At 33.2% G+C, this 17478-nt stretch carries 16 protein-coding genes and 1 pseudogene; all 17 read right to left on the bottom strand.

Translation table 11 applies throughout. The features are described 5' to 3' along the window. Window positions 1-102: 102 nt before the first annotated feature. Window positions 103-2082, bottom strand: coding sequence for a peptide ABC transporter substrate-binding protein (locus ACN076_RS03070; protein ID WP_101785382.1), 1980 nt, complete (start codon window positions 2080-2082; stop codon window positions 103-105). A 200-nt stretch (window positions 2083-2282) separates the two neighbouring features. Continuing rightward, window positions 2283-3386 carry a UDP-galactopyranose mutase gene (gene glf / locus ACN076_RS03065; RefSeq protein WP_101785384.1) on the bottom strand — a complete coding sequence of 368 codons (1104 nt, stop codon included), beginning with the start codon at window positions 3384-3386 and terminating at the stop codon, window positions 2283-2285. A 75-nt stretch (window positions 3387-3461) separates the two neighbouring features. Further along, window positions 3462-4100 (bottom strand): DUF1919 domain-containing protein, encoded by a 639-nt coding sequence (locus tag ACN076_RS03060; RefSeq protein WP_033680690.1) that lies wholly within the window; start codon window positions 4098-4100, stop codon window positions 3462-3464. A 408-nt stretch (window positions 4101-4508) separates the two neighbouring features. Then, complete coding sequence (rfbD, locus tag ACN076_RS03055; RefSeq protein WP_033680692.1) at window positions 4509-5360, bottom strand: dTDP-4-dehydrorhamnose reductase; 852 nt, start codon at window positions 5358-5360, stop codon at window positions 4509-4511. 80 nt (window positions 5361-5440) lie between these two features. Next, window positions 5441-5650: pseudogene (locus ACN076_RS03050) on the bottom strand (dTDP-glucose 4,6-dehydratase); the annotation flags it as partial. Window positions 5651-5695: 45 nt separating this feature from the next. Beyond that, window positions 5696-7270, bottom strand: coding sequence for a hypothetical protein (locus ACN076_RS03045; protein WP_101781619.1), 1575 nt, complete (start codon window positions 7268-7270; stop codon window positions 5696-5698). A gap of 71 nt (window positions 7271-7341) precedes the next feature. Next, the gene (gene rfbB, locus ACN076_RS03040) at window positions 7342-8391 is read right to left on the bottom strand and encodes a dTDP-glucose 4,6-dehydratase (protein ID WP_420790098.1); all 1050 of its coding nucleotides are present in this window, start codon (window positions 8389-8391) and stop codon (window positions 7342-7344) included. 12 nt (window positions 8392-8403) lie between these two features. After that, entirely contained in the window at window positions 8404-8997 is a 594-nt protein-coding gene (locus tag ACN076_RS03035; RefSeq protein WP_420790097.1) for a dTDP-4-dehydrorhamnose 3,5-epimerase family protein, read from the bottom strand. Then, window positions 8998-9867 carry a glucose-1-phosphate thymidylyltransferase RfbA gene (gene rfbA, locus ACN076_RS03030; protein ID WP_033680697.1) on the bottom strand — a complete coding sequence of 290 codons (870 nt, stop codon included), beginning with the start codon at window positions 9865-9867 and terminating at the stop codon, window positions 8998-9000. 443 nt (window positions 9868-10310) lie between these two features. Next, window positions 10311-10433, bottom strand: coding sequence for a hypothetical protein (locus ACN076_RS03025; RefSeq protein ID WP_257960162.1), 123 nt, complete (start codon window positions 10431-10433; stop codon window positions 10311-10313). A 159-nt stretch (window positions 10434-10592) separates the two neighbouring features. Next, window positions 10593-10985, bottom strand: coding sequence for a glycerol-3-phosphate cytidylyltransferase (tagD, locus tag ACN076_RS03020; RefSeq protein ID WP_420790096.1), 393 nt, complete (start codon window positions 10983-10985; stop codon window positions 10593-10595). Window positions 10986-11027: 42 nt separating this feature from the next. After that, window positions 11028-12188 (bottom strand): CDP-glycerol glycerophosphotransferase family protein, encoded by a 1161-nt coding sequence (locus tag ACN076_RS03015; protein WP_033680699.1) that lies wholly within the window; start codon window positions 12186-12188, stop codon window positions 11028-11030. Continuing rightward, a complete protein-coding gene (locus tag ACN076_RS03010) occupies window positions 12185-12694 on the bottom strand; it encodes a hypothetical protein (RefSeq protein WP_033680700.1) in 510 nt (169 codons plus the stop codon). Before ACN076_RS03010 ends, ACN076_RS03015 begins: the two co-directional genes overlap by 4 nt. 53 nt (window positions 12695-12747) lie before the next feature. Beyond that, on the bottom strand, window positions 12748-14022 hold the full coding sequence (locus ACN076_RS03005) for an O-antigen ligase family protein (RefSeq protein WP_101785386.1): 1275 nt from the start codon (window positions 14020-14022) through the stop codon (window positions 12748-12750). Window positions 14023-14024: 2 nt separating this feature from the next. Beyond that, window positions 14025-15482, bottom strand: coding sequence for an oligosaccharide flippase family protein (locus tag ACN076_RS03000; RefSeq protein ID WP_033680702.1), 1458 nt, complete (start codon window positions 15480-15482; stop codon window positions 14025-14027). Window positions 15483-15493: 11 nt separating this feature from the next. Beyond that, window positions 15494-16405 (bottom strand): capsular polysaccharide synthesis protein, encoded by a 912-nt coding sequence (locus ACN076_RS02995; protein WP_101785388.1) that lies wholly within the window; start codon window positions 16403-16405, stop codon window positions 15494-15496. Between the two features lie 5 nt (window positions 16406-16410). Further along, a complete protein-coding gene (locus tag ACN076_RS02990) occupies window positions 16411-17457 on the bottom strand; it encodes a glycosyltransferase family 2 protein (protein ID WP_033680703.1) in 1047 nt (348 codons plus the stop codon). Between the last annotated feature and the right edge of the window lie 21 nt (window positions 17458-17478).

Below are 17478 nucleotides of genomic sequence, written 5' to 3'. Positions count from 1 at the left end.
AACTCTAAGCACGGATTTGAAGTCATCAGATAGAACTGACGTGGTTTGAAGAGATTTTCGAAGAATATAAAAGGAGTCGGCTACAAACCAACTCCTTTACCTTTATTTTACATGTTTTGCAAGGTCTTCTTGCGCTTTTTTATTGGATTCTTCTTTTTCTTTCATCCATTTATCTTGGGCTTTTTGGTATTCATCTACAGTGACTGCCTTATCTTGAAGTTCCAAGTATTTGTATAGGAGTGGATCACTTGTCCCCTTGTTACCAGAGAAGGCAAACGGCATCGTAAATGGTACCATCTTAGACAAAATTGGGCGACCAGTAAGTGTTGTTGTTGGGATAATCAAGGCACTATCTGTCAACCAAGCTTGGGCTGTAGCATATTTATCATATCGTTTTACTACATCTGTTGTCTCATTTCCAGCTTCAGTTACTAATTTCTCATAGTCGTTTAGACCTACAGTTTTAGCTGCAGCATTATCTGTACCAGAATCGAAGCCAAGGTAGGTTTTAGTGTTTTCACCAACTGATGGTTTGATAATATCGAGATAAGTTGATGGATCCGCAAAGTCTGGAGACCAACCAACATTATCTGAAATATCCCAATCTTCCCCAGCTGCTGTTTCAGCAAAGTAGGTAATATTCAAGACTTCATCTTTTTGTAGTTGTTGAATATCAATTACGACATTATCTGTACCCAAGGTTTCTTCAACCGATTGTTTGAAAGATTGAACACGTTGAACTTTTGTAGTTGCTGTCTGGTCAACTGGCATATCCAAATGAATTGGGAAGGTCACGCCTTCTGCCTGTAAAGCTGACTTAGCCTTGGCAAATTCGGCCTTGGCTTTTTCTGGATTGTAGAGACCATCTTGTGCATCAGCCAGATTAACATCCTTCCATTCTTCCCCATAGGTTACTAATTTTTCTTTGACCATATCGCCAAAGTTTTTCCCATCTGCTTGAACAAATGTTGGTGGCACAAAGAGATTACGCAAGATTTTGCTTGCACCACTGGCACCGTTCACTTGTGAAGCATATGCTGTACGATCAAAACCAAAGGCAATAGCCTGACGGAAATCCTTGTTTAAGAGAGCCTTTTTAGTAGATGTCTTTTGTTCGTCGCTAGTCTTAGAAGTATATTTATAGGACTGACGATCAATATTTGTTCCTACTAGATACGTAGTCGAGTCTTGTTGAGTATAGACAATATTGTCTTTCATACTCTTCTCAAGCTCTGCGAAACTTGCACTTGTTGGATAGAGACGAGCTGCTGTAAAGCTTCCATCCTTAAAGTTTTCTGCTGGTTTGCTGGTATCTTGACCATCCCAGAATGACAATTTAATCTTGTCAACATGAACATTGTCCTTATCCCAGTAGTTAGGATTTTTCGCAAATTCAACGGAAGATTTAGCCACAAGAGATTTTAACAAATAAGGACCATTATACAAGATACTGCTTGGATCCGTAGCTTTGGCAAAATCATCCCCTTTTGAGTTCAAAAACTCTTCATTGACTGGCGCAAGTACACCCATAGTTGTTTTAGAATTCCAAAAAGTTTCAGGTTTGTTCAAGGTGTATTGGACTGTTTGATCGTCAAGGGCTTTAATCCCGACTTGAGCAAAGTCTGTGGTCTCACCTTTTGCATAGGCATCTAGACCTTTGATTGAATCTTGTACCAAGTAAAGGGCTTGTGATTTCTTATCTGTTGCATATTTAAGACCTGTCACAAAGTCCTGTGCCTTAACAGGAGCATACTCTTCACCTTCTGCAGTATACCACTTGGCATCCTGACGAATCTTATAAGTATAAGTCAAGCCATCCTTAGAAACTGACCAGTCTTCTGCCATAGAGGGAATAAGATTCCCATAGCGGTCATTTTCAAGTAATCCATCAATGACATTACTAGTAATGTTTGAAGTAGCTGCCTTACTGGTTGTTAAATAGTTAAGATTATCTGGATCTGTCTCGTAGGTAAATGCAAAGGTCTGCTCACCTTTAGTAGCTGAACCACCAGAACAAGCCGCTAAGACACCCGCTGCTAATAAAGTGACTCCCGCAAGAGCCAATACTTTTCTTGTTTTCATAGTCTTCTCCTTTGTTTTTCTATCCATTATAGACCCTTTTTAAAGTCCTGTCAATATAATTTTCTGAATTTTAGAAAATTATTTTTTAAACAAAAACTTTGCAAAAATATGAATATTATCAAAAATCCCTCAACTACATCACATAGTCAAGGAATTTTTAATACTTTTATAAATGAGAACTGGTGATCAATTTTACTTATTTAATCTAACTCATTTCTTACACACTGTAAAGCTGCTCCAATTACTTGGTGCATATCGTAATAACGATAGTGTCCTAAACGACCACCAAAGATAACATTCCCTTGCTCATCGGCCAATTTTTTATACGATTTATACAAATGATTATTACGATCATTATTAACTGGATAATAAGGCTCATCACCTTTTTCCCATGTTTTGGAATGTTCTTTAGTAATGATAGTCTTTGCTTGACTCCCAAACTCAAAATGTTTGTGTTCAATAATGCGAGTATATGGGGTATCAGCATCCGTATAGTTCACAACTGCATTTCCTTGGTAATTTTCCATATCCAGGGTCTCATTTTCAAAACGAAGACTACGATACTCTAGTTCACCCAACTTATAATCGAAGAATTCATCAATCATACCGGTAAAGACAATCTTAGGGAAGTCCTTCATATATTGCTCTTTATTCGCAAAGAAATCAACATTTGTTTCTACATCAATGTTTTCATGATCCAACATTTTTTCAACTATCTGAGTATAACCACCAATTGGAATTCCTTGATAGGTATCGTTAAAATAGTTGTTATCATAGGTCAGGCGTACTGGCAAACGGCGAATGATAAAGGCTGGAAGTTCCGTAGTTGGCTTGCCCCACTGTTTCTCTGTATAGTCCTTGATTAATTTTTCGTAGATGTCTGTACCTACAAGAGATATCGCCTGTTCTTCCAAATTTTCAGGAGTTTTACCATTTAAAACCGCACGTTGCTCATCAATCTTAGCTTGTGCTTCTGCTGGCGTTACAACTCCCCAAAGTTTATTGAAAGTATTCATATTGAAAGGAAGGTTATAAATCTCTCCCTTATAATTTGCAACTGGGGAGTTTGTGTAACGGTTAAACTCTGCAAACTGATTTACATAATCCCAGATTTCCTTATCCGAAGTATGGAATATATGAGCACCATATTGATGAACTTGAATTCCTTCCTCTTCACGAGTATAGATATTACCCGCGATATGATTTCGTTTTTCAATGACTTTTACTTTTTTTCCTTTTAAGGCTGATTCATGGGCAAAAACTGCACCAAAAAGACCAGCACCAACAACAAGATAATCGTACATATACTCCTCGCCATTAAAATTCTTTTACTGATTATTTTTTAGGCCATTAGATAATATTTTATTTCAAAAATATCCTTATTTTCTATTTAGTTGTATTATTCCTTCATTAAAGAATTTTATATAATCAAAAAGATCAATATCTCTTTTTCCTACTAGTTTATTTCTATATCCTAGTAGATTTTTCACTTGTATTTTACCATTAATTGTTTCATTAGTTTTTGGAATATGTATGGCAGATTTTATTTCTGGCATCTCCTTACTTACGAACACAACTTTATTTTTATAGGATAAATTATCAAATTCCAATATATCTTCATATGTACATCCATCCCGCTCTATCATGAAAATAAATAGATTGTCGAAGTTTACCCTTCTCTTTCTTTCATTCCATTTATCTTTCAATTCTGAAAAATTTCTATAATGTGATCCATGTATCTCTATATCATTACATAAAGCGATAGGATAACTACCTGCCCATTGTTTCTCCACTAGTGGTTGTTCAAAATAGAAAGGTAAATTCTTACAAAACTTAACAAATGAGCTGGGTTCTATAAACAAGTTTACTGTTGGAGACATAAACTTAAGTCCTAATTTATGACTTATTACACCTCCAAGACAGTTAGAGCTTATGATCGTAAAGTCAGAATTTTTTAAATCTAATCTTTTCTTCTTAATCATATTAAATTCTAATGCTTTTAAAAAATATTTTATCATACTATTCTTAACTCCATATAAATCTTATAAAACAAATAATATAATTTAATATTAACAAACAGTCAAAACTAATTTCATGTTATTCTTACCTCTACAGTAAATTAATATTTTTCTCATTCATATAATTTCTAAGTACTAATAAACCTTCATCATTATAATGCAATCCCTCACTTGTATATTCATATTTCAAATGATAATCTTCAGAAAATTCTTTGTTTATATCGATTAACCTTATTTTGTTCTCTCTTGTAAAGTCTTCTAACCATTCATTTAACTCTCTAACTATTTCGTTATCTACACTATGCATACCCGATTATTGTTAGAGTTAGTTCTATATTTCTTTTATCTGTTTCTAATAATAATTTTTTGTCATTCTCTTTTATTAGACTAGAAAAATCATTCTATTGCTTATCTTACTTCTTGTTTGTAAAATTCTTTCAAGGCATCTTGCCAAGTTGGAATGACAAATCCAGTAGCTTTAGCTTTAGAAAGGCTCATTGTTGAGTTTAACGGACGTTTAGCTTTTGCTGGAAATTGACTTGAATCTACTGGCTTGATTTCCACATCTGTATCTTTCAAAATTTCAACTGCAAAATCATACCAAGTTGTGTCTTCTGTAGCATCATTTGACAAATGATAATAACCAAATTCCTTGCGGTTTTCAGCCAGGTAGGTCATGAACTCAGCCAAGGTACGAGTCCAAGTCGGACGACCGTGCTGGTCATTTACAACTGTTAAAGTCTTATGATTTTTCGCAAGATTTTGCATGGTAAAAACGAAATTTTTGCCATAATTTCCAAATACCCAGGCAGTACGGATAATATAGAAATTAGACACATGCTTCTCAACTAACTCTTCTCCCATACGCTTAGTGCGTCCATATTCTGTCTGTGGATCTGGTCGGTCATCAACTTCCCACTCTTGTCCAACTGGTTTTCTACCATCAAAGACATAGTCGGTAGAAATATAAACTAGAGTTGCACCATGCTTTTCAGATGCTTTTGCGACATTCTCTGTCCCCGTCACATTGATGGCGAAGTCCAATTCTTTCCCTTCATCCTCTGCTGCATCAACAGCGGTGTAGGCTGCACAATGGTAGACTAAAGTCGGTTTCACCTCTTCAAAAACTTTCTCAACCATCTCTGCATTGGTAATGTCCATCTCATCCACATCTACTGCTACGTATTCTTCATTACGCTCATCCAATAAATAACGAAGTTCAGTTCCTAACTGACCTTTTGATCCTGTAATTAAAATCATCTCTATACCTTTCTAATTTGTAACTCTTCTCAATATAGCAATAAAAAGTAGCTATTTCCAGCTTTTTATAATTTAATAATCTACTGATTCTTAGCATAATTGGCTTCAACAGCTTCTTTCCCTACTTTCCACCATTCTTGCTTATCTGTATACCACTTGATTATTTCCTTTAGCCCAGCTTCAAAGTTGGTAAATTCAGGTTTCCACACCAACTCATCACGGAGCTTGCTTGCGTCAATCGCATAGCGGAGTTCATGGTCTCCACGGTCAGTAACCTGATCATAGGCAGGTTCTACTATTCCCTTTATAATAAGTTATAAAATTTACTAAATTTATTATAATTCTTCTTTTAATAAATTTAACGTCAAAATTCTCAAATTATCTGAATTATTAGGATACTGTCTAATTGTTGTAAAGCCTTTATCTAATAAAAGAATAGGCCTAATAGAATAATCTTTATATTTACTTTTCACAAAATCTACTTTTTTCTGAAGTTGTTCTCTATACTTTCCATGGAGGTGAGTTATTCTATTTCTATATGACAAAAAATCTGATGGAAGCTGTAATACTTTACACTCAATAACATAGATAATTCGTTTAGCTTCACTTATTGCTAAACAATCAATTTCTCCTGTATTTTGATTTCGAAAATCATCATTCGCAATTTCTTTAGTCACTAATCCTGTTTCTGTATATATTTGCCAAGCTCCGCTGTTAGTAACACTACCAGATTGATACCCAGAATTACACAATAATTTAATAACTTCTATTTCAAATGGTTTTGAATATATAATCTGAAATAACTCCTCATCTTTTTCAGGTATTGTTCCTGTTGTATTCATTTTAAAAATAAATGATTCAATATAATTATTAAGAGAATCAAACATATTATAACATGATATAAAACAATATTTCTCATTAAATAATGGGATTAAAGGTCTTGAGACAATTTTATTTGGATTTCCTAAATAGTCAATATCTATAAAATCTCTAGTTAACATTAAATTATTTTTAAAGTTTGAATCATAAGTGTACTGAGAAGTAATTCTCTCAAATTCACTCATACTTAAGTAAAATATCCCACCATTATTTTGTTGCTGGACAAAGGAATTAGTAAACAAATTCAATCTTATTTTGAACCCCTTCCAAAAATTTGTATATCTAGTATCATCAACTCCTTTGAAATGTTCAAAAAAAGTTCCTTTAAAATAATCAATATTATTTGGTTCTGCTCCATCGAATATTTTATTTATAGAATCGATGTATTTTCCAGGATCATCAAAAAATAAATTATTATTTATTCCTGTAGACCTTTGTCCATCACCATATGTAACTTCTGGAAAGATATAGTTATTCTGTAAAAATTTTCTAGAAGTTTCGTCCAATTCTACCTCCATTTCAGATAAATAAAGAACTATTTGCAAATCATTTTTCTCACCTGAAAATAACCACTGATAGTGAACAAGTTTTGAATACTTAATCATCTTTTTTAATAAAACAAAAAAAGATCTCTCTAGTACACAAGTATTGCTTAAAAGAGTTTTGTCTCCCTCCGACCATATAATAGCAATCAGATTTTTTAATGCGATACCCTTATCTTTCAAATGTTTCCAATTATCATCAAAATAAATTTTATCTAGAGCTTTGAGAAGTATAGGTATAATGAAATTTATATTGACTCCTTTAGAAAGAAAAATAATATCTTTTTTGAGTTTGTCCATCTCTTCTAAAATATCATCTTTGCTTTTTAAAATGACATACTCAGATGAGGCATCGTTTTTTAGCTCTAACTCCTGTAGAAGATAACTCACATTACTGTACAAATTATCCATACCAATCTTTATCGCTTTTTCTATTGATTTCATCTTTGCTTTTGCCGAATTTCGAATACGTTTTTTCTTCAACTTCATATACTTTTTCCCTTTCAATCGATTAACAACTCTTCCCAATATAGCAATAAAAAGCAGTTATTTCCTGCTTTTTATAATGTAATAATCTCCTGAGTCTTAGCATAATTGGCTTCAACAGCTTCTTTCTCTGCTTGCCACCATTCTTGGTTATCCATGTACCATTTGATAGTTTCTTTGAGTCCTGCTTCAAAGTTGGTAAATTCAGGTTTCCACCCCAACTCATCACGGAGCTTGCTTGCATCAATCGCATAGCGAAGATCATGCCCTGCACGGTCAGTTACATGATCATAAGCGTCAACAGGTTGTCCCATTTCCTTAAGGATGAGTTCCAAAACTTCCTTGTTGTTCTTCTCGCCATCAGCCCCAATCAAGTAGGTTTCACCAATTTTCCCTTTTGTCAAGATTGTCCAAACACCTGAAGAATGATCATTAGTATGAATCCAGTCACGAACGTTCTTACCTTCACCGTAAAGTTTTGGCTTGATTCCACTTAGAATGTTGGTAATCTGACGTGGGATGAATTTTTCAATGTGTTGATAAGGACCGTAGTTATTTGAACAGTTGGAAATCGTTGCCTTGACACCAAATGATCGTACCCAGGCTTTGACAATCAAGTCTGAAGCAGCCTTGGTTGATGAGTACGGAGAACTTGGGTTGTATTTTGTTTCAGCAGTAAATTTCTCACCTGGTCCTTCACCATGACCTGGCAAATCCTCGCGTAGAGGGAGATCACCATAAACCTCGTCTGTAGATACATGGTGGAAACGAAGATCGTATTTACGTGCTGCTTCTAACAGAGTATAGGTTCCGATGAAATTTGTATGGATAAATGGTGATGGATCATTGAGTGAATTATCATTGTGGCTTTCCGCCGCATAATGAACGATAGCATCTGCTTGAGCAACCAACTTGTCTACCAACTCTGCATCCGCAATGTCACCAACAACTAACTCAACACGATCACCCAAAATTTCCTCAATATTAGAACGGTTCCCAGCATAAGTCAACTTGTCTAATACTGTTACGTGAACATCTGGAAAGTTCTCGTAAACATAGTGGACAAAGTTAGAACCGATAAAACCAGCTCCACCTGTCACGATAATTTTTTTGTATTTAGTCATATTCTTTCCTTTTTACAAATCTTCTTTTTTCAAAGGTTTTACATCCTTAAGTAGTGGATGATTTTTATCTGCATCTGAAACCTCTGCTTCTGCAAGATTTTCCCATTCAATGCCAAGGCTTGGATCAGCATAGTTCACAAAGGCATACTTGGGTTTGAGTTCAAGAGCCCAGTAGTCATTGACCAGATAACTATAAGAAACTGTATCTGATAGGACTTGAAAACCATTGGCCACGCCTCTAGGAACAAAAATTCCCTTGCTAGCATCAATAACTGTCTGATAGGTATTTCCGAAGGTTTCTCCTTCACGTAGATCAACCCAAGAACCCAGAACTTTCCCTCCATCTGCTACAGAGATGTACTTATCCCATGGTTCTGCATGCAAGCCACGGAGAACATTTTTGCGTGAGAAGGATACATTGTTTTGCAATTTTCCTTCTGCAAAGAAAGACTCTGGAAATCCAAGTGGCAGCATTTTTTCCTTTTGGAAATTTTCTTTAAACCAGCCACGGTTGTCTCCATGCACAGGGATATCAAACTCCAGCATACCTGGGATTGCATCAACCTTGTGTGCTGCAAGTGTCTTGCCGAAAAATTTATCTGTCATCTATGCTTCTCCTATCAAACGGAGCAGATACTGCCCGTATTCATTTTTCTTAAGTGGTTGGGCTAAGGCCAACACATCTTCGCGACTGATATAGCCCATGCGGTAAGCAATTTCTTCCAAGTTTGCTACCTGAACATTTTGCATACGTTGAACTGTTTCGATATACTGTGAAGCCTCTAGTAAACTTTCATGAGTTCCAGTATCTAGCCAAGCAAAGCCACGTCCCATAACCTCAACGGATAAATCTCCACGATCTAGGTAAGCCTTATTTACATCTGTAATTTCCAGTTCACCACGAGGACTTGGTTTAATACTCTTAGCAATTTCAACTACATCATTATCATAAAAATAGAGTCCTGTAACTGCATAGTTTGAACGAGGGTTTTCTGGCTTTTCTTCTATAGAAATAGCGTTCATATCCTTGTCAAACTCAACTACACCAAAGCGCTCTGGATCCTTCACATGGTAGCCAAAAACAGTTGCTCCCGACTCCTTACTTGCTGCCTTTTGTAGCATCTTAGAAAGACCAGGCCCATGGTAGATATTGTCACCTAAGATTAGCGCAACGCTATCATCACCAATAAACTCTTCCCCAATGATAAATGCTTGTGCCAAACCATCTGGACTTGGTTGCTCTGCATAAGAAAGTTTGATCCCAAACTCAGATCCGTCTTGAAGAAGCTCTTTGAATCGATGTAAATCCTGTGGAGTTGAGATAATCAAAATATCCCTAATCCCAGCCAACATCAATGTTGAAAGTGGGTAGTAAATCATTGGTTTATCATAAACCGGCATAAGTTGTTTTGATGCAGCTCGGGTCAAAGGATATAAACGTGTCCCCGAGCCACCTGCTAGAATAATACCTTTCATAAAAGGGGTACCTTTCTTTGTTGTTTTAGAGTCAATTACTATTAATTGTGTACTGCTCTAAAAGAAAAACAATCATCACATTTTTTCATATTATTATCTAAAAAATACAGAAAAACTCTTCTTTATCTATAAAAATTCACTTATTTCATATTACATTTAGCATGAAATGAAATAAGCGAATTCTACTTTGTTTACATACAATTAAAAATCAATTCCTAAGGATGTTTCAAATAACTGTGTAAGAGGCATAATTTCACCATTTCTTAGTTTTTCAATGCTAAATTACATAGTAATCAGAGATCCATTAAAAATCTCTAATTTCCTCATCGTAAAAAAATGACAATAAGATACTTATTGATTTCAATTCATTAACAGAATACGAACTAGACAAGTGGGTTCGTCTCCTTAACAAACACTTCCAAGCGTTTACTTTCCTCATTCAGTCATCGTAATCTACAACTTACATCATCAGATAAGTCATACTCACCATTTATAATAGGTAGAATATGTTGTTTTTCTTCTTCAGTCTTCTCTTCAATAAGCAAATTTTTAAAAATTACTGCCATTGTTCTCACCTCACTTCGATGGTTAAAGTGTCGTTACTTTATTCTATCAAACATAAGGCGCAAAAACAAGCCATAATCCGATAGGATAGCGATCCCCTCTACTATAAGAAATTCAATACAAAAGCTATAATTTTTATATCAGCGTTGTTTAATAATATTTCATTCTGACAGATCTTCTTTTATCTTTGTCGTTGATATTTCTTTTGTTCTAGGCAAATAAACTACTTCAACACCTTCTTCTTCAAGATAATCAAATTTACCTTTCCAATCATCACCCATTACAAAAGTATCAATATGGTACTCTTTAACATCTAACTTTTTCTGTTCCCAACTAGTTTCAGGAATCACTAAATCGACATATCGAATAGCTTCTACTATATTTTTTCTATGTTCATAATTAAAGTAACATACTTTATTCTTTTCTTTTAAATTAAACTCATCACTTGAAACAACTACAATCAAATAATCACCTAGTTGTTTAGCTCGTTTTAAAAGATTTATATGACCATAATGCAATAAATCAAATGTTCCGTATGTTATAACTCTTTTCATTCCAGGAACTCCTTTTTTATCATTCAAAAAATTCTAATTATTTTAATCGACGACCCTATTGTTTTTTATTTTTTCTTCAATCCAATCAGCACACATTACAGAGGATTTGCCTCTATCAAAACGAACATCTTCTAATTCATAAAGACGAACTTTTTCATCATATTTACTTCTTTCAAAATCTCTAATAATTTCTATCAACTCATTGTTATGATACGCTCTTGGAAATGGTAATTTATAAAAATTATTATCCAGGGGTCTATCGTTCACATACCTTTGATAATCTGGTAAATACAGAAACACTGGACGATTTAATAACATAAAATCAATCGAAGATGACGAATAATCCGTAATCATTACATCTGCACTCATCATCAAATCCTGAGGATTTGAGTAGGTTGACACATTTATACAGTTTGTATCCTGTAAATTTATAAAACTAAAATCAACAGTTGGGTGAAAACGAACTAATATTTTTACATTTTTTCTAAATTTGTTTTGAAAAGCATGTATTAGTTTCGAGTAATCTAAATTATAAGCATCCAACGATCCATCATCTCTGAACGTCGGCATATACAAAACCACCAGTTCGTCTAAATCAATATCAAACAATCTTCTAAATTTTATGTTTGTAGTTTTGATTTTTTCACTTTTAAAAAAATCATCATTTCGAGGTAATCCAAATTCAAGAAACTCCACATCCTCTGTCAGCCAAAAATTATTTTGCATACCCAAAGTTTGCAAGTACCGACTTGATACGATACCGTCTGTAATCTTTCCATCATACTTCGCCATTCTGAGATAAGTTTTTTTTAGGCTCTCTGCAACACTTTTTTCAATTAACTTTACCCCATCTGAGCCATGCCAAGTTTGAAGATAAATCTGTCCTTTACGCTTCCAAGGTCGATCAGAACAACGAATATTATCTACCCAAACTCTAGCTGTTAACCATTCGTAGAAAGAACGATAACTTCCATATTTTTCTACACGAACACCTTTTGGGACAGAAATTTCTCTATCTTTTGATATCCATACAAGATCTAGATTATTTTCTCGAGAGACAAGTTCTTCAAGTATATACTTGGGATTATCTCCCAAACCTCTACCACCAAAATTATCAAACACTATTTTATTAGACTGAATAGGCAATAAATTCAATGGTAATGTAAAGACTTTTTTTAATAAATTTTTTATATAAAATTTCATATTATATTTTGTTTTTCTTTTATGCAACAACGACTGATTATATCGACTATATAGTTGAAAATAATACTCATAATAACACATGCTAAAAATATCAAGAAAGTTCCAATTTTATAAGCAATTCCATCTCTAACGTATGTTTTAAATAATAAAATCACAAATTGATGACTAATATAAATAAACGTCGCATTTTTTTTAGCAATATTGACAGCAAAATCTAGCGTCCAGAGTTGAGGATATTTAATCGAAAAGACCATAAGCATACAAGATATTATCACCGAACTTACATAAAGTTCAAAATTTGCTCCTAAAAAGGTATATTCAATCAGAGTTAGAAATCCTGAAATCATGAAAAATAAAGGTACAGCAAATCGAGCTAATACTTTGTAAAACACTCCAATTTGGCCCAAAAAACCAAAATGTATAGCAATCACACTAAATGTTGCCCAAACTTTTAGAATATATAACGTTTCATTCTCTCTCTTTTTAATCCTCGCATCTGTCTTCATAAATACACCTATATTCTGATTTTTTAATAAAATTAGTAGTTACTACTTACACATTAAAAATTTTTAAAATCTAAATTTTCCAATTCTGTATCCGAATTAGTTAAAGAAAAGAGCAGTAGGTTTAGAATCCATAAAAAATTATGATAAATCGAAATATTGTCCGTAAACCATATCAGCATCTGAAACATTGTCAAGACAAAATATATGAATGATTCTTTATGACCAATTTTTACAAATATGCGTTTAGCATTTCTATAAAGGAGAGTATAAAAATAAATAGATAATCCTACAAATCCTATCTCAATGTAAGATTTCAAAATATCATTATGAATCCCCATTGATCCTGTAAGACCATTGATATTTAAAGTCATCCAATTATTATCCATCCATTTTGATGCAAAACCTACCCCTCTCCCCATAAATATAGGTGTAAAGCTATAGGTTGATTCAATTCCCTTCCATAAATCTGTTCTAGCCATCGAATTGATATTATGTTCTTGGATAAATGTATATATAAAACCAGATTTAATACTATAAACATAAAGGAATATTCCTGTTATAAATACTAAGGAAAAGGCATTTAATAAACTTAAAATTTTTCGTTCTTTCCCTAGTTTGCTCACTTTTTTATAATACCAATAAATTACTAAAAATACTGGTATGATAATTAACACACTCAAAAATACGATTCGTTTAAGACTTAAAAAGAGAATAATAAGAGCTATTAAGATCTTACGAAATACTGCAGAAAAACTATTTTCTTTTATAAAATATTGATACAGATAGTACAGAATAAAGAGAGCTGTAATTGGTGCTACCTCATGCATTTCTAGCACCGAACCATTGAAACTAACATCTGTTAACATCAAAATAAATTGACTAAGTCCTCCTTGACTATAGGCAACAATGATACTAGTTAAGTAACTAAGTGATATTGCTGTAAAAGTGTAATCTACTACTTTTTGTCCAAAAAATTGAAAAACAACCATAGCTTGAAAGATAGCTAATAAGCCAAAAATAGTCATACTTGACAATCTACTAAAATACCCACTAAATTGAACTGGATTCATTAGATGTAATAAAACTGAGTAAAAGAAGAGAACAATTGTTGGCATAGCTAATATCTTAGCAAGATATAATAATTTTTTATTAACAAAAATAACCTTTCCGAGACTTACTAATAATAAAATGAATAATACAATAATCAAAATACCAATATAATATTTTGTCATGTATGTTACAGGATACAGATGTTGTCTATCTGTAGCTAATTCTAAATACACTAACAATATATACAATATCGCGATTGGGTTAAATTTAAATTTCACTATTACTTCCTTTTAAATAAATGAGTACGTTCTAAAAAATTTGTTCGTAAACCAATAATTACCCTGTTTTTTGAAGAAAAGATGTACAAAATCAATAAACTAATATAAATAAAAGCTCCGACTATAATTTCAATAATAAGTGTAAGTAGCGATGTAGGTAAAATACTTGAAATAAGAATTAAGACCATATACATTACTGAACCAATAAGAAATAATATCCCAGCATTTATCAGATATTCTCTGATATGTAAATAATTTCTAGCGATCCACGTTTGATAGCAACATAGAACTAACTCTGCAACAATTGTTCCTATAACAGCTCCCATTGCTCCTATCTTCGGAATCAAAATAATATTAATCAAAATATTAACAACGGCTCCATAAAGCAAAGATACCGTATATTCCTTGTCAAAACTTCGTGGAATTAAAAACTGAGTTCGGATGACATTTCCAAAAGCCGAAAATACTAAAGCCGGTGTCATTCCTGCAATAATTTGGCTACTTGTCCTAAATTCTTCACCCCAATAAACAGGAGCAAAGGTTGCAGAAACTCCTGCTAAACCGAAAGCACAGCCCATTGTAATCACTAAAACGATCCACATCGTTTTATCAACATATTCTAAACTTTTTTGTTCATCACCTATACTCAGTAAATGTACTGTTCGAGGCAACATTACAGCTCCAAAGGCTTGAATCAGAGCTTTTGGAATACTAATGATCTTATCTGAATTCTCATAAAAAGCAGTTTCCTTCAAACTACTATACATTCCAAGCATTATTTTATCTAGAAACGAAAAAATACTAACCGCTAAGACGGGGAAAAATAAAATAATAATAGGTTTCATGTGTTTCTTTATTTTTCCAAGACTAGGGCGCACAAAGTTTACTTGTTTTAACAAAAATGGCCATGTAATCAACTGACCAAGCAGGGTACTCCCTGCCATTATAAAGGTATATAAATAGATATCATTAGGGCTTTTTACAAATGTAAAGATAGATATTAAAGTCAATAATTTAACAAATGAATTCCTAGCAACTGTAATACGAAACTCTTCAAGACCATAAAAAAACCAACTAACATCTGTTGCATACGATAAAACATGTAATACTTGGATATAGGCTACAATCTGAAAACTATTCACAAATACTGTTGCATAAATCAAATATGAGACGGTCATAACTAGTGAACACGTTAACTGAACCGCGTAAATATTCGAAAATTCCTGATTCAAATGTTCTCTACTTGTTCGTACCTGTGCTATTGTCCGATTCCCATAATTAGAAATCCCCAACATGGACAGAATCATAAAGTAAAAAGCAATAGAATAGGTAAAAGAATAAACTCCAATTTGCTCTGCACCTAACACACGCGCTAAGTAAGGTGAGGTAATAAACGGTACTATTACAGCTAAGATCTGATATAAGACATTGTAAACAATGTTTTTCTTTAAACTAGGCAAGATTCTCCCCTCTACTGATTCAGTAAGTAACTGTACAAGCTCTCAGATTTATCATTGTAATTTTTTTTATAATTTAATTTATGAAAATCAGAAATTTGACATAATTGCTGGTAACGTTCCTTTGAAAAATCATTATTTAATTCATCAACCATTATATGTGGTGCTGCGTTCGTATAGGTGGGTACAGACTGCCAAACATCCGAATAATGTTCAGCTACAATCGTGAACAGCAAATGAAAAACAAAATAATGTATTGCAATATTCTCTCTACACCAATATTCTACTAGCAACTTCTTCACAGATAGTATTAAAGGGTGATTTGCTGTTGAAGCAATCATCCAGCTTGATGATGAAATATTTTCTTCGATTGAAGATAGACTCTTATACATAAAAAATGGATTTTTTTCAATTAATTCCTTAATTGTACTACCAGTGCAATAAACTGTGGCATCTAACCAAATACCTCCATATTTAGATAAAATCTCAACACGCAAAACATCTGAAAAATTTGCGTTATTTATGATACCTTTATTCCACTTATACAAAATTTCTTCAGGAATTGTTACATACTGTTGAATAGTCTGAGCCGTTAATACTGTAATTTTATAATCTGGAAATTCTCTTTTAACAGACTTATAACATGATTTCACCAAATCTGGAGCATTCTCCATACCTTGAAACCAGCAAATCCAGATTTGCTTGGGAACTTTTTCTGATAAGTATGATTTATCAAAAGGGTTTGAAATTAAAGAACCGTATTTCTTTTTTAGTATTCTGTAGGCCCTATCTTCAAGTTGCACTTCTCGAATAGCCTTACTCCGAATCCACCACAAGGGCCAACGGTTACGTAAGGCGTGAATAACAACAGGAAAAAACGTTCCATTTTTTAAAGATAGTTTTAATTTTTCTATATTCATCGCCATAAAATCTATACACTCCGATTCCGATATTTTAATAAGGTTAAAGCTAAAAGCAACATCGACATATTATACTTAGCTAATACACAGATCAAACGTTTAGGAAAAGGTAAACGATGGATTGGATAGTGATACAAAACTGCTTTTGAGATAGGATCCTTACAAATCTGTCTAATTCTTTGCAAGCGTTTATGAATTCTAGAACTTTTATATAAGGATTCCTGAAAAATACATAAACGAATATTAGCAATTAAAATTCTCTCGATTCTTTCTTCCAAAATTTCTTGATTAGGTAATCCCTTAACTCTTTTTAATTGCTCGTTATACAAGATTTTATCCAACTCAAATCGATCTTCTTTATATTTCATACTTAAAGAACCAAAGTTTTCACGATAGTAGTATAAAATATCTGGGATAACAAGGGCGGATGTTGCTAATTTTAAACAATCAATTTGAAAAATAGCATCTTCTGAAATGAATTCTCTTTCCGAATGAAATAATAGCCCTTTATCCTTAAACAAAGAACGTTTATATACCCCTTTCCACACTGAAACACCTATCTTTCCATCTCCAATAAATTCTGGTGGTGAAGATATTACATCTGGTAAAAGTTCTGTGAAAATTGAATCATTTTTATAAAAAATGGAATCTAGGCTCTGATCAAGTGGTCCTATAATATTTCCTTTATTATCCACTCGATAAAAATTTTCACTATAAATCACGTCTGCATTAAAACGTTGTAAGTATGTATCATAAATTTCAAGCATCTCATATGAGACATAATCATCCGAATCAACAAAGACAATATAATCTCCTGTACAATTTTCAATACCTGTGTTACGTGCAAAACCAAGACCTTCATTGGTTTTATGTATTACTTTTATCCGATGATCTTTTTTCCCCCATTCTTCACAAAGACTTCCAGATGTGTCAGTAGAACCATCGTTTACCAAGATAAGTTCAAAATCTTTAAAAGACTGATTTACAAGAGTATTTAAACATTGAGATAAATAATTCTCTACATTATAAACTGGAACAACTACACTAAATGTAGGCATAAATTCTCTTCCTTTCAGAAA

This window comes from Streptococcus sp. K0074 (genome assembly GCF_048843365.1).
Classification (GTDB): Bacteria; Bacillota; Bacilli; order Lactobacillales; family Streptococcaceae; genus Streptococcus; species Streptococcus mitis_BM.
The sequence above is the reverse complement of the archived record's forward strand: the minus strand, read 5'-3'. Positions and strand labels throughout refer to the sequence as shown.

What these genes read in the sequence shown, in the direction of transcription:
- ACN076_RS03070 (WP_101785382.1), bottom strand. Translation starts at nt 2,082, where the DNA reads ATGAAAACAAGAAAAGTATTGGCTCTTGCGGGAGTCACTTTATTAGCA.
- ACN076_RS03015 (WP_033680699.1), bottom strand. Translation starts at nt 12,188, where the DNA reads ATGAAATTTTATATAAAAAATTTATTAAAAAAAGTCTTTACATTACCA.
- ACN076_RS02995 (WP_101785388.1), bottom strand. Translation starts at nt 16,405, where the DNA reads ATGGCGATGAATATAGAAAAATTAAAACTATCTTTAAAAAATGGAACG.
- rfbA (WP_033680697.1), bottom strand. Translation starts at nt 9,867, where the DNA reads ATGAAAGGTATTATTCTAGCAGGTGGCTCGGGGACACGTTTATATCCT.
- rfbD (WP_033680692.1), bottom strand. Translation starts at nt 5,360, where the DNA reads ATGATTTTAATTACAGGATCAAAAGGTCAGTTAGGAACTGAACTTCGT.
- ACN076_RS03035 (WP_420790097.1), bottom strand. Translation starts at nt 8,997, where the DNA reads ATGACAGATAAATTTTTCGGCAAGACACTTGCAGCACACAAGGTTGAT.
- ACN076_RS02990 (WP_033680703.1), bottom strand. Translation starts at nt 17,457, where the DNA reads ATGCCTACATTTAGTGTAGTTGTTCCAGTTTATAATGTAGAGAATTAT.
- rfbB (WP_420790098.1), bottom strand. Translation starts at nt 8,391, where the DNA reads ATGACTAAATACAAAAAAATTATCGTGACAGGTGGAGCTGGTTTTATC.
- ACN076_RS03010 (WP_033680700.1), bottom strand. Translation starts at nt 12,694, where the DNA reads ATGAAGACAGATGCGAGGATTAAAAAGAGAGAGAATGAAACGTTATAT.
- ACN076_RS03025 (WP_257960162.1), bottom strand. Translation starts at nt 10,433, where the DNA reads ATGGCAGTAATTTTTAAAAATTTGCTTATTGAAGAGAAGACTGAAGAA.
- glf (WP_101785384.1), bottom strand. Translation starts at nt 3,386, where the DNA reads ATGTACGATTATCTTGTTGTTGGTGCTGGTCTTTTTGGTGCAGTTTTT.
- ACN076_RS03060 (WP_033680690.1), bottom strand. Translation starts at nt 4,100, where the DNA reads ATGATAAAATATTTTTTAAAAGCATTAGAATTTAATATGATTAAGAAG.
- ACN076_RS03045 (WP_101781619.1), bottom strand. Translation starts at nt 7,270, where the DNA reads ATGAAGTTGAAGAAAAAACGTATTCGAAATTCGGCAAAAGCAAAGATG.
- tagD (WP_420790096.1), bottom strand. Translation starts at nt 10,985, where the DNA reads ATGAAAAGAGTTATAACATACGGAACATTTGATTTATTGCATTATGGT.